Genomic DNA, 15745 nt, shown 5'->3' on the forward strand with positions numbered 1-15745 from the left:
GCGGTTTTGTTATTGCTGCTCAGTTTGTTACCCAGTTCCACACTGGCTTTTTTGAGCGCCCAGTTGTTTCCGGTCTGGTTGCACACATTGCTCGAGATCGCATCGGCCTTGGTCAGTTTTTTGGTCTTTGCGGCGGTCTGGAATGCGGCGCCTCGTGATCGCGCACCGCACTCGGTGCTGTTGGGGCTTGGCTTTCTAGGCGTGGGTCTGCTCGATCTGGGCCATCTGCTGTCTTACCGGGGTATGCCAGATTTCATTACGCCGGCCAGCCCGCAAAAAGCAATTCTTTTTTGGCTCTGCGCCCGCTACTTGGCGGCGTTTGTCCTGCTGATGATCGCCCTGTGGCCACGCCAGCTGGGGCGTAGCCAAACTCGTGATCGGGCTGCGCTGGCATTGGTGATGGGGTACACGGTACTTTGCTATGTGCTGGTGTTGGTATGGCCGCAGCATTGGCCGGTGTTTTTTGTGCCGGGGCAAGGCCTGACCCCCGTCAAGATTTTGGCCGAATATGGTTTGGTGCTGTTGCTGCTGCCCGCGACATGGCTGTTGTTGAATCCGGGGCATCGGCAACGCTTCAACAGTGGTGAATTGGCCTCTGCCGCTCTCATTACGGTCCTTAGTGAGCTGTGTTTCACCCTGTACGCTGAGGTCAGTGATGGCTACATCTTGATCGGCCATGTTTACAAGGTCATCGCCTATTACTTCATCTACCGGGCGGTCTATGTCGTGTCGGTGCAGCGCCCCTACGCCCGTTTGAGCGAAGAGATCGCTGAGCATCGTCGTACCGGTGAGCGGCTTGAATACCTGGCCCATCACGACCCCTTGACCGGTCTGCCCAACCGCATCTTGTTGCAAGATCGCATGACACAAGCCTTGGCCCAGGCGCGCCGAGATGGCAGCAAGCTCGCCCTGGTTTTGATGGATCTTGATCAGTTCAAGAGTATCAACGACTCACTTGGGCATCGATGCGGCGATGCCTTGCTACAAGGTGTGGCGCAGCGATTGCTCGCCGATCTGCGCGAGACTGATTCGGTGTGCCGAATAGGTGGCGACGAATTTCTCGTGCTTTTTCAAGGACTGCAGAACAAGGCAAGCTTGATGCCGATATTGACGGCAGTGCAGGCTCGTTTGAGTACACCCATACCGGCTGGAGAAACCGATATCTGCGTGACCGCCTCGTTCGGTGTGGCCTTCTATCCCGATGACGGCAGTGATATGGAGTCCCTGCAGCGTGAGGCCGATGCAGCCATGTACCGGGCCAAGGAAAGTGGCCGCAACACGATTCGCTTCTTCGACCCCGAGATGCATGTCTTGGGTGCGGCACGCATGCAGATGCAGCATGGTCTGGCGCGGGCGCTTGAACGCGGCGAATTGAGTTTGCACTACCAGCCGCAATTTGATTTGGGGGATGGCCGCATCGTGGGGGTCGAAGCTCTGTTGCGTTGGCAGCGCAGCGATGGGCAATTTGTGCCGCCGGCGGAATTCATCCCTGTGGCCGAACAGAGCGGGCTGATTGTGCCGATCAGCGCCTGGGTCTTGAGCCAAGCCTGCCGCGAGGCCGCGTGCTGGCATGAGGCCGATGCGGGCAGCCCCAGCGTAGCAGTCAATCTGTCGGCCTTGCAGTTTCGCCAAGGGGATGTCGGGGCGGACGTCCGTGCGGCTTTGGCCGACAGTGGCCTGCCGCCGCAGAAGCTGGATTTGGAACTGACCGAGTCAATTTTGCTCAGCAAGCCCGAGGCCGTGTTGGCCACGGTGACTCAGCTGAAGGCGATCGGGGTTCGCCTGTCTATTGATGACTTCGGCACCGGCTACTCCAGCCTCAGCTATCTGAGCCGCTTTCCGGTCGACAAGCTGAAGATTGACCGCAGCTTTCTCTCACAACGCGGCGCATCAGCCAACTCCTTGATCATCATCGAAAGCATCTTGAGTCTTGCCCGCAGCCTGGGCTTGCAGTCGGTGGCCGAGGGCGTGGAGAGCGCTGAGATGGCCGCTGAACTGTGCGGACTCGGTTGCCAGCAGGCGCAGGGTTATTACTTTGCGCGCCCGATGCCGGCGACTGAACTGCGGGCCCTGATGGCATTGGCCCCTCGGTCTGTCCCGACTTAGCCGCGCAGCAGGGCGGCCAGCGCCTGCGCATCCAGCACGGTGGCCTCTTCCTGGCCTTCCAGAATGCCATCGGCCAGGCCGCGCTTTTCGCGGTGCAGGTCGATGATGCGCTCTTCCACCGAGCCGGCCGTCACCAGGCGGTAGACGGTGACCGGGCGCTTTTGGCCCATGCGGTGGGCGCGGCCAGTGGCCTGGTCTTCGGCGGCCGGGTTCCACCAGGGGTCGACGATCAAAACATAGTCGGCCATGGTCAGGTTCAAGCCAAAACCGCCGGCCTTCAGGCTGATCAAGAAGACCTCGCCCTCGCCGCGCTGGAAGGCAGCGACGCGCTTGCTGCGTTCGGCCGCCGGGGTGCTGCCGTCAAGGTACTGGTACTTGACGCCCATGCTGTCCAGGCGCTCGGCCAAGAGCTTCAAATAGTCGGTGAACTGGCTGAAGACCAGGGCCTTGTGCGAGCCATCGACCAGCTCGCGCACGATGCTTTCAAACTCGGCCAGCTTGGAGCCGACCAGGCCCAGCTCCGGCGCCACCAAGCGTGGGTCGCAGGCGGCACGGCGCAGCCGCATCAGCTCGGCCAGCACCTGCATCGGTGCCGGCTGGCCGCTGCTGGCGGCGGCGCTGACGGCCTCTTGCGCCGAGCGTCGCAGCGCCTCCAAAAAGTTGCGCTCCTCGGTGCTGGGCTGCACCAGATGGATGATCTCGGTACGCGGCGGCAGGTCTTGCAGCACCTGCGTCTTGGTGCGGCGCAGCAGGAAGGGCGAGACCAGGCGGCGCAGGCGCTGCCGCACCACCGCATCTTGGTGCTTCTCGATCGGCGTTGCAAAGCGTTCGCCGAACTGAGGCGCGCTGCCCAAGAGGCCGGGGTTGATCAGGGTCATGATGGACCAGAGATCGGCCAGGCGGTTTTCCACCGGTGTGCCCGACAGGGCCAGGCGGAAACCGGCCTTGAACTCGGCCACCGACTTGGCGCGCTTGGTGGCAGCGTTCTTCAAGGCCTGAGCCTCGTCCATCACCAGAGTCGCCCAGTCCTTGCCGGCGAAGACTTCGGCATCGATCTGCGCCAAGGCATAACTGACAACCAGCACGTCACCCGGCCCGGCCTCTTTGACCAGGGCGGCGCGGGCCTCGGCGTCGATGGCTTCGCCATAAATGTTGCAGCGAAGACCGGGTGCGAACTGCTGTGTCTCGGCCAGCCAATTGCCGCACACCGAAGTCGGCGCCAGCACCAGGGCCGGGCCGATTTCGGCTCGGGCGACCAGCAGTGCCAAGGTCTGCACCGTCTTGCCCAGGCCCATATCGTCGGCCAGGCAAGCACCCAGGCCGGCTTGGGCTAGGCGGCTCATCCAGACAAAGCCCTCCAGTTGATAACTGCGTAACTCAGCGCGCAGGCCGGCCGGCAGTGTGGGCTGCAGCGCGCTGGCGCTGGCCAGGGCATCCATGCGGGCCTGCCAGGGCGAGTCGCCTTCCACCGCCATATCGATCAGCGTTTCATCCAGCCAGGAGGCCACCGCGTGGGGCAGTTGCAGCTGGTCTTTCTTGGCCTGGCCCAGCGCGTCCAAGTCGCGCAGTTGTTGGCGCAGCTGTTCACTCAGGGCCAGGTATTCGCCCTCGCCCAGGCGCACAAAGCGGCTGCGCGAGGCGCGCGCCAGGTTCAGCAGCTCTTGCAAGCCGATGACGCGGCCCTCGTCCATCTGCGCCTCGCCATTCAGCGCCAACCAGTCGCGGCCGCTGCTGACCTGCACGCGCATCTGCGTGCTGTCCAGCGGCTTGACGCGCAGCGGCTTGCCCTTGGGCCAGTCGAGCGCGGCAATGCCGGGCAGGCTGGGCAGCACCTCGACCACGCGCAGCGCCTCTTCGGCATCGGCCAATTGCCAGGGCGATTCGGGCCCCAGCTCGGGGTCCAAAAAGGGCAAGGCCTCCAGTACCGCGCTGCGTGTGGCGGCCTCGGCGGCCAGGTCGCGCTCGGTGGCCAGGCTCAGGCCTTCATGCATGCACATCAGGCGCTCGCGCCCCCGCCCCGGCGTGACGGCCGGGCCAAAGCTGCCGAAAGGCTGGGCCACCAGCTGCAGCTGCAAGCCCTCGCCCAGCGGCAGCAGGCGCGCGCGCAAGCGGCTGTCGCCCGGCACTTGCTGGCCGGCTTCGGCGTCGCTGTGCAGCTGGAATAGGCCGCTCAAAACCTGCAAGGCCGCGCCCAATTCCGCGCTGGCGCTGGTCGGCACCGACCAGCCCTGCGCCACCAGTTCCGCCACCCGACGCTGGGCGCTGCTGATGCGGATCAGTCGGGCGCGCTGCGGCCCATCGCGCACGATGCGCAAGGCGTCGCGCTTGGCGCTCTCGACTTCGTGGCTGGCGCCGAAGAAGCCGAACAGCCGCGGCGGCTCCACGCCCACCAACTGCGGGTGGATGGAGAACTCAAACTGCTCTTCGCCGGCCGCGCCTGTTTTGCTCGGGCGGCGCAGCACTTCCAGCTCGGGCTGGGCTTCCACTAACTCCACCCATTGGCCGGGCGCATCGGCAAACATCACCGCCGGATGGCCGATCAGGGCGACCACCGCCTGCGAGGCGTCAATCTGAAAGCTGTTGACGCCGCCATAAGGGCTGCGTTCGATATGGCGCAGCACCGCGTTGTCGCGCGCGCTGGCGGCGCCGTTTTTCTTCAGCCGGCTCAAGGGCACCGGCTTGAACTTGGCCACGCCGCGGGCGCTCATGCTGCGCTCCAGCGGCTCCAGGTCTTGCATGCGGCCTTGCGGGTCCAGCGTGATTTGCCAGGCCAGCTCCGCGCTGCTGGTGGCCGGCTTGGCGGCCTTTTCTTCGCCTAGCGAGGCGATGGCGGCCAGCGCGTCGCGCCAGGGTTCGCGCGGTGCACCGAGGAAGTTTGCGGGAGGCTGGACGCCGTTCAGCGCAAGCGGCGGCAGCTCGATCTCCAGCCGCGCCGCTGCGGCGGCCACCCAAATGGCCAGCCACAGCTGACCGCTGCTGTGCAGGCGCTGCACCACGGTTTGAACAGTCGCGGCGCTCCAGCCCGCGGCCGCTTTGCCGGCCCAGGCGGCCAGCAGCAGGCGATCGGCGGCGGCGCCCAGGCTGTGCTCGCGCAACTCCAGCGCCGGCTGATAGGCCAGGCAGTCGGGGTCCAGGCTGTCTTCGCCCAGCCGGGTGCCGATCACATGGGCCCAGCGGCCCCATTGCTCATGCGGCGAGGGGCTGCGCGAGCCCGACTCGGCGATGCAGAACTTGCGTGCCGTGGTCCAGGCCTTGGGTTCGGCCTGGGCCAGCAGGCACAGCACATAGATGCGTGCAAGGCCGTCATCGAGGGCGCCGCGGCGGGCGCCGCTGAGCTTGCGCAGTTCTTTCATCACCGCTTCGAAGGTGGCTGCGGCTTCGGCCCATTCGCCGCTCGCGGCTTGTTCGCAAGCGGCATACATCGGCAGGCTGGGCCCACTCAGGCCCTCGAGCAGGGCGTGCATGCCTGTGAAGTCCAGCGCGTGCACCCTGGCCTCGGCCAAGCGGCCCCGCAGCTCGGGCGCCACCGACATCGGTGCGGTCTTGAAACTGGACTCCAGCCATTGCGACAGGGCTTGCGCACGCGGGTCGCTGGGTGGCAGCAGGGCCATGGTGTGAGCCAGCAGCTTGCCGCGCAGTTCGGCATCGATCCGGGCGATGGCCTGCGGCAGCCAGGGTTGGGTCACCGCCTGCAGCAGGATCAGCGGCGACAGCAAATCGTGCAACTGCGCCGAGACCTGGCGATCGAACTCGGCCCGCTTGACGCCTGAGTGGATGTACAGACGCAGCAGGCTGACTTTTTCTTGCTCGCTGCGGTAGCTGATCCAGGCCAGCTCGCGTCGCACATCGCCGTAGCCGCCACCGTAAACCCAGGCCAGGCAGCGCCAATACTGCGGCGCCTCGGGGCGCAGCAGCAAGGACTGCAGCCGCTCGGCGTTGGCCTGCAAATCGGCCACATAGCCGCGGCCGGAGACGATCTCGGCCAGGCCTTGCGCCTGCAAGGTTTGCAGGCAATGACTCACCTGCGGCAATTGGAACGGTCGATCACCGCCGCTGCCCTGGTGCTTCACGCCCATGGCTTGCAGCCATTGGCACAGGCCTGCAGCGCCACGGGCGCCATCGGTCAAGAGCAAGGCGTCGAATACCGCCTGCACATCGGCGGGATCGGGCGGTGCCTCCTCGGCGCGGCCCCCGGCCGCGCGCTGCTTCAGGCCTGATTTGACTTCGCGTGCCCGCTCGACCAGCTCCTCTTTGCTCAAGCTGCGCATCCCGTCGGGCGCTCCGAAAGGCATGGCATTGTTGCTGGGCGGAATAGGTTTCGTGGCCATCGTGTCTTTTTGCTGGAAGGCGTCAGTATGCCAAGCACGGCGCGCCGGCTCGGCGCTTGTGCAGCAAGTCACGCCTTCGGGCTGTCTTGCAAGCACAGTTGGCGGCTGGCGCCCAAAGGCGGTAATGCTCCCTTGCGCGGCGGCCCGCTGCAATTACAGTGGAGGCTTCCGCTGCGGCCCCGTGCCACGGCATGCCCCACCGCAGCAAAGTCTTGATTCATGAAAATACGCGTTCTTGGTTGTTCCGGCGCCATCGCGGCCGGTTACAAGACGACCGCCTTCTTGCTCGATGACGATGTCTTGATCGACGCCGGTACCGGCGTGGGTGACTTGCCGCTGGAGGCCTTGGTGCGTATCGACCATATTCTGGTCAGTCATTCGCATTTGGACCATATCTTGTCGATTCCGCTGCTGGCCGACACGGTGTTGCGCGAGCGTGAACTCGCGGGCCGGCCTCCGGTTCAGGTGCACGCCCTGCCGGAGACCTTGGAGGCCTTGCGCAAGCACATCTTCAACGGCGTGATCTGGCCCGACTTCACCCGATTGCCCAGCGCCGAGCATCCGGTGCTCAGCTTGCACCCGTTCGAATTGGGCCAAACCTTGATGCTGGGTACGCGCGAGGTCGAGGTGCTGAGCGCCGCTCATACGGTGCCGGCGGTCGGTTTTGCCGTGCGCGGCGCGCAGGGCAGCTGGGTCTTCACCGGCGACACCGGGCCAAACCCGGCGCTGTGGCAGCGGCTGGCGCAGCTCCAGGTGGCGCATCTGGTGATTGAAACCGCATTTGGCGACGATGAGGCCCAGTTGGCCCGTGTCAGCCGCCACCATTGCCCGGCCAGCCTCGGCCCCGAGTTGGCTCAGCTGTCGGGCAGCGTGGCGGTGCACATCACCCATATCAAGCCGGGCGAGGGCCAGGCGGTGATGAGCGCAGTGGCGGCGCTGGAAACGCAGCACCGCATCCGAGCCTTGCAGGCCGGCGACCTGATGGAGTTTTGAGCCAAGCTTGCTCTGGTTTTGAGCCCCAAGCGCCGCTTTTGCGGCGCTTTCTTTTTGCCCGCTCGAAAAAACGGCCCGCTTGGGATCGCGTTGGTACGGGCCCTGACGTTCCAAATGGCGCCAAAAAACGTCACATTGCCGAGCTGTCGACCGCTTTGTGCACCTGCAGCTGACAAAAAATGTCAGTCGAAGGTGGCGAGGAGCGCTTGGGATGTGACTTTGATCACAAGCTGAAGCCTCGGCGAGGCTGGCACGACCCCTGCATTCAGGGGGGGTGTCTCTACCCCTCAACACCCCTCTCCAGGAGTACTCGTCATGAACATGAAGCGCGTCCAACAAGGTTTCACCCTGATCGAACTGATGATCGTCGTGGCCATCATCGGTATTCTGGCTGCCGTGGCTCTGCCGGCTTACAAAGACTACACAACCAAGGCAAAGCTGGCCGGCGTCACCAGCATTGCAGGCCCTGCTTTGACCGGTATGGGCATCGCTTGCAGCGAAGGCACATTCTCGTCGGCAACTAACGCCACACTGGGTCTGCCTACCGCAACCTCGATCAGCAGCGACTATGTGACTTCGGTGACCGCTGATGGTGCGACCGGCACCGTGACCGCTGTTCTGAAAGCAGTTGGCGATATCACTTCCGGCAAGAAAATCATTTGGACCGGTACTTGCAACGATAAAGGCGTGACTTGGGCAGTTGGCGGCGACGTTGATACCAAGTTCTTGCCTAAGCAATAAAAATTGAATCCTTCGTCTGATTGACGAAGAAAAAAGGCGCCCGCAAGGGCGCTTTTTTCATGCGTCATGGAATATGAGGAACTCCTGGGCGGCAAAGCATTTATCCAGGCGCCCATGAAAACAGGACCTTGCTGAGCCGGCTTCAGGGCAAAAGAACAGACCCCATCTGAGTTGATTCAGATTCAGGCACTGGACTTTGAAGATTCAACAATGCCTTGGACGTAGCGTCCCCACAGCGCTTCCGGCAAGTCATGCCCCATGCCGGGGATGATGTCCAACTGCGCCCCTGCAATGCGCCGCGCCAGATCCTGCGCGGCGGGCACGGGCACCAGCGGGTCGGCTTCGCCGTGGATGATCAGCGTGGGCGCCTTGATGCGGCCGAGTTGGCCGGCGCGGTGGGTATCGGCAGCGATGGCGGCCAGCTGGCGCAGCACGCCGCGTGGCCGGTTGCTGCGCCGCAAAGAGTTCCTGATTCGCTCGCGAAGCTCGGCCTCAGGTGCCGGATAGGCGGGGCTTCCGATCAGGCGGAACAACTGGTAGGTGCGCTCTACGACGGCCGCGAAATCATGCGGATTCGGCGGCCGGCTCAGCAAGGCGCTGCGTACCCGCATCGACGGCCCTGGCACCGAGCGGGAGCCGCTATTGGTCATCATCAAGGTCAGGCTCTTGACCCGCTCCGGCGCCAGCAGGGCCACCTGTTGGGCGATCATGCCGCCCATGGAGGCGCCACAGACATGGGCTTGTTTTAGGCCCAAGGCGTCCAGCACGCCGATCGCATCGCGCGCCATATCGGCCAAGCTGTAGGGGCTGCGTACCGGCAGGTGCAAGAGATGCTGCATCGAGGCCAGGCCGATATTGGGCACGCCCAGCTGATCGAAGGCCTGGCTCAGGCCGGCATCGCGGTTGTCAAAGCGGATGACGCGAAAGCCTTGCGCTAGCAACTGCTGCACCAGCCCCTCGGGCCAGGCGGTCAGCTGCATGCCCAGGCCCATGATCATCAGCAGCGGCTCGGCCGTGGGTGGTCCCTGGTCGTCGACCTCGATGGCAATGCCATTGGCGGAGATTTGCATCAGCGCGGACTCATTCTTCTCATTCGGGCTGGCCGGTGCGGTAGAACCAGCGCCGCGCGCCCTGCGCCTCAAAGGCGCGCCAGTCCTGTGGGTCTTGGGCCAAGCGGTCGGCGATGGCGTAAAGCGCCAGCGGATTCATGCCCAACCCCAGATGGCTGGCGTGCACCTCGATGTTTTCGTGCCGGGGGGCCGGCTCCATCACGCTGCAGCGCCAGGCCACGATGCCGTCGCTGCGCGAATAGATGGACGTGGTGGGCACCGGTGGCGCTTGGCGGATCTGCGCCAGCATGGCCGGGTCGCCCACATGGCGGCCATTCATCAGCTCAAAGAACTTCCAGGCATTGGTCGCACGCGGGTGGCCGGTGAAGGGCGTGCCCAGAGTGATGACGCAGCGCACATGCTCGGGCAACTCCTTGGCCAACTCGCGCGCATAGATGCCGCCCAGGCTCCACCCCACCAGGCTGACCGGCCGCGCATGCCGCTTGAACAAGGCCTGCACATCGCGGTTGCACTGCTCCAGCACGCCCTGGCGCGGCCCGAAGTTGAAGCCCTGGTGCCAGGGATGGGTGTCGTAGCCGAGCGTGTCGAGCAAGCGCCGCAGCGGCTGTGTCGTCACATCATTGGCGCCCAAGCCGGGAAAGACCACCACCGGGTGACCATCGCCGCGCGGCAGCTTGCGCAGCCAGGGTGTGGCCGCGAGCAAGGCCGCAAACTCCCAGGGCGCGCGGCCCTCCAACATCATCAACAAGGCGTTCGGTGGGCGCAGGTCCAGATGCGGCCAGTCGCTGTGTGAGGGCGTCGGCTGTTCTACTTCTTGCGCTGGGGGCTCAGCTGGCGCGCTCGGCGTTTTGCTGCGCGTGCGCACGGCCTTGGGTTTGCGGGGGGAAGCGGGCGAGGCTGGCATGCGTCAACAGGCGGAGTCGTGAGAGATACGGGTGCAGCCTTGATGGTAGCGAAGCCCGATCAAGCCTTGCGGCCAGCTTTAGGGGCGGAAACGCGCGCTTTCTTCGCCGAGGTGCCGGTTCTCTTGGCGCTCGCTCGCGGTGCTTTGGCCACCGGCAGTGCCAAAAATTCCAGAAAGGCCGCCTCCAGATGCGCCGCCAGTTCGTTCGTTTCCGGCAGCGCGTGGGCACAGGCCATCAGGCCGATGTCGAGCGAGTCGGCGTAGCTTTGCACGGTGATATTCAGGCCCAAGCCATGCACGACGATGGAGGCCGGATACATGCTCAGCACCCGTGCGCCGGCCAGGTAGAGCGGCTGTGTCGGCCCCGGCACATTCGAGATCACCAGATTCGCCACCGTCGGCAGTCGCTCGGCCACATGGGCGCGGCCATAGAGCTGCGCGCCAGCCTGCATCAACCAAGGCACGCCCATCGAGGGGTAGTCGCTGGGCATCAGCGATTTGACGCGTTCCAACTCGCTCTTCATCGACTGTGACGCTGCCAGCAGATAGGCCAGGCGCTTGCTTGGGTCCGCCAGATGCGTGCCCAGGCTGACCAAGCTCATCGTGGCCTGGGTATTGGCCTTGCTCATGCGACCGCTGCTGCGCATCGACACCGGAACGGCCGCCACCAGCGACTTGCGTGGCAACGGCCCATGCTTGCTGAAGTAACGTCGCAGCGCACCGGCACAGATGAAGAGCAGCGCGTCATTCAGGCTGGCGCCATGCTTGCGCCGTACATCGTGCAAGACCGGCAGCGGCAGGCTGACGGTGGAGAAGCTGCGCTCGGCCGTGACGCTGTTGTTCAGCCGGGTGCGCGGCGCCAGGCTCAGATTGCTGATCTTGCTTTCTTGACTTTGCTCGGCGCTGTCTCCGCCCAGCCAGCCCTTCAGCTTGGCGCCGGCCACATCGGCAGCCGTTTGGGCCGCCATGCCGCTCAGCGTGCCGGCCGCGCCGGGCAAGGCGCGCGCCAGTTGCCAGGTTTGACCCAGCTGCTGCGCTAGCGCCGAACGCAACATACCGACGGTACCGACCTGCGCTTGCGTGCTGTCGGCGGCGTTGCTGGTGGCCGCGCTGGCTGCAGTTTTTCGCGGCTTGGCCGTGGTGTCCAGAATCACCCCGGCCAGGGCCACCGCGGCTTGCCCATCCACGGCCGCGTGGTGCAGTTGGGTGTACAGGCCATAACGCTGTTCGCCCTCGGGGCCGGGCTCCAGGCCGTAGAAGACATGGAACTTCCACAGCGGCCGGTCACGGTCCAGCAGTTCGGTGTGCAGCAGGCTGATCTGCGCTTCCAACGCGGCCATATCGCTGCCCGCGGGCAGGTCGTAGCCGACGATGTGCTCCTCCAGATCGGGCGCGGCATCCACCCAGCTAGGGTTGGCCAGGTTCAAGGGCATGGTGGCCAGCTTGCGGCGCAAGACCGGCGCCAGCGGCAAACGTGCCGCTATGTGGGCTCGCAGGTGTTCCAGAAAGTCGCCCGCATAGTCGGCCGGCAACTCCAGCAGATGTAGCGCGCCCACATGCATGGGCATCTGGGCCGTTTCCAGATGCAAAAAAGCGGCGTCAATGCCAGCGAGTGGATTCATCGATTCAGGCCCTGCGAGCAGATCCGATGAGCATACCCGCCTCTTGGCCTCATGCAGCCCTTGAGAGGCATGCACCGAGAGCCGCCTCTAAGTCTCATGACAAGAAAAGCTCACTGCATGAGGTGATGCTGGAGGGCGGCGGGTATCGGGCGCGCAGCCTGCACACAGTTGGCGCCCGCGTCGTGGCACACGCGCAAGGCCGCGAAGGAGCGGTCCGGCGGCGCGTTTTGCGCAGGTAAAGAAGGGAGGCCGTGACCCTAGGTCACGCCGGAATGACACGGAGCAAAACGCGGCGCCGGACTGCTCCCGCGCGAACCATCCCAGGACTTAGAGGCCAGGGATGCTCTCAACCCATGTCCACAAAGCGCCAGCGATCCCGGTTGAAAGGGTGTCGCACAAAGCCGCGCACTTCTTTTTGCAACATATCCACCCGCAGCGGGTAGTTGTGCGGGTGATAGGGCATATAGGCCAGCATCAGATGGGTGGCCTTGTGCATCAGGGCCAGGCGCTCGGGGCCGTCAGGCAGTACCCGTTGGCGCTCGTAGATGCGGTCGTACTCGGCCAGCTTCAGGCGCGCATCGTTCGATTGGCCGGCGTTCGGCCCATAGCCCATGCCCAGTAAAAAGTCGCCGTCGGGGGAACCCAGGTCCCAGGTGTAGCCCCAGATCATCAGCTGGCCGACCAAGGCTTTCTTGATCAACTCGCCGAAGGTGGCGGTCTCGAACTGCATGCGCAGGCCCACCGCATCCATTTTCTTTTTCCACAGCTCGTGCAGCTGGCGTTCGCGCGCGGTTTCGCGGCCGGCACGGCGCAGCGTCAGCGGGCTGCCGTCGGGGTTGAGGCGGTAGCCTTCGGCATCGCGCTTGTCATAGCCATACAGGTCCAGCAGGGCCTGGGCGCGGGCCGGGTCGGTCAAGCCGGCCTCGCTGCGCAGCTCGGGCTGGTGGCCGTAGATCAGCGAGGGCAACATGCTCTGGGCCGGCAAGGCCTGACCCTGCAGCACCAGCCGTGTTTCCTCGGCGTTGTCATAAGCCAGCACGATGGCGCGGCGCAGCGCCACTTTCTCGGGCGTGTAGCCGCCGATCTGTGGGTCTTCCAGGTTGAAGTAGCTGAAGGCAATGTCGGCACCGTGCGAATCCAGCGCACGCACCCCGCGCTTTTGCAGATTCGGTGCCAGCCGGCCATTCGGCAGGGCGAGGCGCGCCACATCGACCGGCATCTCGAGCAGGTCCAGCTCGCCGCCTAAAAAGGCCAGCCAGCGTGGCTGGGCCTCATTGATGATGCTGACGCGAATCTCGTCCAGCAGCGGCAGGCGCTTGCCGGCCAAGTCCTTGGCGGCCCGTGCGGCGTCTGCATCGCCAGCGGCAGGTCCGTCGGATTCGAAAAACTGCTCGCGGAAATTCGTGTTGCGCTCCAGCACGATCTCCGAACTGCGCCGCCAACTCTTCAGCCGGAAAGGCCCGGTGCCCACCGGGTGCGCCATGATGTCGTCGCCATAGGCCTCGACCACTTCGCGCGCCACGGCAGCGGTGAAATTGCTGCTGGCAAAGACATTGACGAAGCGCGGGTCGGGCTCGGCCAGGCGCACCTCGAAGCGATAGCGGTCCAGCGCGCGCAGGCCGGCCACCGGCTTGTCGTAGTCGAACGCGGTCTTGTTCTTCAGCGCCTGATTGCGCAGCTCCGTCAGGCCCAGCAGCTTGGCCGTTTCGAACTGGTAGAGGTGCTCGGTCTTGATGCGCGGGTCGTAGTAGCGCTTGATGCTGTAGACATAGTCCTCGGCCACCAGCTCGCGCTTCTTGCCCTTGAAGGCCGGGTCATCGGCGAAGTAAATGCCGGGCTTGATCGTGAAGACAAAGTGTTTGAAGTCGGCCGAGACCTCGGGCAGGCTTGCCGCCGTCAAAGGCTTGAGCACCACCGGCCTGGCCAGATAGTCAAAGGTCAGCGGCGGCTCAAAGATGTGCGAAGCCACGGTCACCGAGGTCTGGTCGGAGACCTGCGGCAAGTCGAAGCCAACCTCTGCCGAGTTGAAGGCGGTGCGCAAAACCTTGCGTCCAGATACCGCCTTAGCCGAGGCCAAGCTCGGCGCGGCCAAGCAAGTGCTGCCGGCGAGCGCCGCACCCTGGCGCAGAAAACGGCGTCTTGAACTCATCGTGCGGGCTTTAGCGAGTTGTCCACATCAATGAACTGCCAGAAGTCATTGCTGAACAGCGGCCGGCGGTAGCCGATCACCCAGGCCTGGCTCATGTCATTGATGATGCGGTGCACATGGGTCTTCTCGGGCACATAGGCGGCCACGATGCGCTTGGCTTGCTGGAACAAGGCCTCGCGCTCGGGGCTGTCGGGCATCACTTGAAGTTGCTCGTAAATCTTGTCGAACTCGGCGGACTTGAAGCGGGCATAGTTGCGCGCGCCAATGGCCGGGCTGTAGAGGCGCAGCATCTGGTCCAGGCCATCGGGCGAGTTGGCGCTGTCGGCCAACATCCACAACATCAGCTTGCCGGCGCGCGCCTGCTTCAGCTGCTCCGGCCACTTGCCATGGAAGAACTTGGTGCGGATGTTCACCGAGCCAAAATTGCGCTGCCAGAGCTCGTCGTACTGGCGCGAGAGCGCGTCTGGCTGGGTGGCCACTTCGATCACCAGCGGCGAGCCATCGGGCATGTCGCGCCAGCCGTCGCCGTCTTTGTCCACATAGCCGTACAGGTCCAGCAAGGCCTTGGCGCGCGGGATGTCGAAGTCGCTGTTCGCGCTCTTGTAGGCCGCGTCATAGCCCGAGGTGTGAGGCGGAATCATCGACTGCGCCGGCACCGCCTGGCCGCGCCGCACACCGTTGATCTCGCGCTCGATGTTCAAGGCCAGCGAGAGGGCGCGGCGCAGCGCCACCTTGTCTTCGCTGTAGCCGCCCAGCGTTTTGTCTTCCAGGTTGAAGAAGGTGAAGGCGCTCTCCGCCCCCATCACGCGAAACAGCTGAAAGCCACGCTTGGCCAGGTTGGGCGCCAGCTTGCCCTTGGGCAGGGCCACGTTGACGAACTCGGGCGGTACCCGGTCGAGCAAATCATGTTCCCCACCGACAAAGCTCAGCCAGCGCGGCTGCGACTCTTCGATGATGGCGATCTCGACCCGGTCAATCATCGGGATACGCCGGTCCTTGAAGCGGGCCAGCAGCGCCTGGCCTTCGGCATCATCGGCCGCCGGCTCGGCTTCGTAATAACGCTCACGGTAAGCGGTATTTTTCTCCAGCACCATGCGCGAGCTGCGTCGCCAATCCTTCAGCACAAAGGGGCCCGTGCCGACGGGATGCTCCATCGTACGGTCGGCGTAGGCCTCCATCACCTCGCGGGCCACGGCGCCAAAGCGATCGCTCTGTGCCAAGCCATAGATGAAGCGCGGCCGGCTTTCTTTCAGCTTGAACTGCAGGGTGTAGCGGTCCAGCGCGCGCAGGCCTTCGATGGGCTGCTCGTAGTTGAAGGGCTTTTTGGTCTTGAGCGCTTGCTCGCGCAACTCATTCAGGCCGATCAGGCCAAAGTCGCCCACCGTGGTCCAGGTGGGGCTTTTGCTGGCCGGGTCGGCAAAGCGTTTGTAGCTGTAGACATAGTCCTCCGCCACCAGTTCGCGCGGCTTGCCTTTGAAGGCCGGGTCATCGGTGAAGAAGATGCCGGGCTTGATGCGAACGGTCCAGGTCTTGAAGTCGGCCGAAACCTCGGGCATGCCCGCCGCCGTCAAGGGCTTGACCTTGATCGGCTCGGCCAGATAGTCGTAGTGGTACAGCGCCTCGAACACATGCGAGGTGATGATGCGTGAGTAGGTGTCGCTGATCTGCGCCGGGTCGAAACCGGTCTCGGCGATTTGGAAGGCGTAGCGCAGCACCTTGGGGCTGGTGCTGGCCGTTTCGGGGGCTGCCGTCGCCGGCAGCGTCAGGCCGATGCTCAGGCTCAGTGTGGCGACAGCGCAGACCAGCTGCTTGGAAATGCGGAACATGCTCAT

General features: G+C 64.4%; 9 protein-coding genes. 3 read left to right on the forward strand and 6 right to left on the reverse strand.

The window, feature by feature from the left end:
* Positions 1-51 precede the first annotated feature (51 nt).
* Positions 52-2106, forward strand: a complete 2055-nt coding sequence (locus WG899_RS16055; protein WP_339596665.1) for a putative bifunctional diguanylate cyclase/phosphodiesterase — start codon at positions 52-54, stop codon at positions 2104-2106.
* Here WG899_RS16055 and WG899_RS16060 read toward each other — a convergent pair.
* Entirely contained in the window at positions 2103-6434 is a 4332-nt protein-coding gene (locus WG899_RS16060) for a DEAD/DEAH box helicase (RefSeq protein WP_339596666.1), read from the reverse strand. The two genes, WG899_RS16055 and WG899_RS16060, sit on opposite strands and share 4 nt — an antisense overlap.
* A 219-nt stretch (positions 6435-6653) precedes the next feature.
* Here WG899_RS16060 and WG899_RS16065 point away from each other — a divergent pair, with 219 nt between their 5' ends.
* Both WG899_RS16065 and WG899_RS16070 read left to right on the forward strand, forming a co-directional pair.
* A complete protein-coding gene (locus tag WG899_RS16065) occupies positions 6654-7427 on the forward strand; it encodes an MBL fold metallo-hydrolase (RefSeq protein ID WP_339596667.1) in 774 nt (257 codons plus the stop codon).
* A gap of 315 nt (positions 7428-7742) precedes the next feature.
* The gene (locus WG899_RS16070; protein WP_339596668.1) at positions 7743-8168 is read left to right on the forward strand and encodes a pilin; all 426 of its coding nucleotides are present in this window, start codon (positions 7743-7745) and stop codon (positions 8166-8168) included.
* A 182-nt stretch (positions 8169-8350) separates the two neighbouring features.
* Here the strand turns inward: WG899_RS16070 and WG899_RS16075 are convergent, their stop codons facing one another.
* From WG899_RS16075 to WG899_RS16095, 5 genes are all read right to left on the reverse strand, one after another.
* Positions 8351-9238 carry an alpha/beta fold hydrolase gene (locus WG899_RS16075; protein WP_339596669.1) on the reverse strand — a complete coding sequence of 296 codons (888 nt, stop codon included), beginning with the start codon at positions 9236-9238 and terminating at the stop codon, positions 8351-8353.
* A 19-nt stretch (positions 9239-9257) separates the two neighbouring features.
* On the reverse strand, positions 9258-10103 hold the full coding sequence (locus tag WG899_RS16080; RefSeq protein WP_339596670.1) for an esterase/lipase family protein: 846 nt from the start codon (positions 10101-10103) through the stop codon (positions 9258-9260).
* 98 nt (positions 10104-10201) lie between these two features.
* Positions 10202-11764: a wax ester/triacylglycerol synthase family O-acyltransferase gene (locus WG899_RS16085; RefSeq protein WP_339596671.1), complete on the reverse strand. Its 1563-nt coding sequence runs from the start codon at positions 11762-11764 to the stop codon at positions 10202-10204.
* A gap of 346 nt (positions 11765-12110) precedes the next feature.
* Positions 12111-13913: an ABC transporter substrate-binding protein gene (locus WG899_RS16090; RefSeq protein ID WP_339596672.1), complete on the reverse strand. Its 1803-nt coding sequence runs from the start codon at positions 13911-13913 to the stop codon at positions 12111-12113.
* A complete protein-coding gene (locus WG899_RS16095; protein ID WP_339596673.1) occupies positions 13910-15745 on the reverse strand; it encodes an ABC transporter substrate-binding protein in 1836 nt (611 codons plus the stop codon). Before WG899_RS16095 ends, WG899_RS16090 begins: the two co-directional genes overlap by 4 nt.

It is taken from the genome of Paucibacter hankyongi (assembly GCF_037482915.1).
Taxonomy (GTDB): Bacteria; Pseudomonadota; Gammaproteobacteria; order Burkholderiales; family Burkholderiaceae_C; genus Paucibacter_A; species Paucibacter_A hankyongi.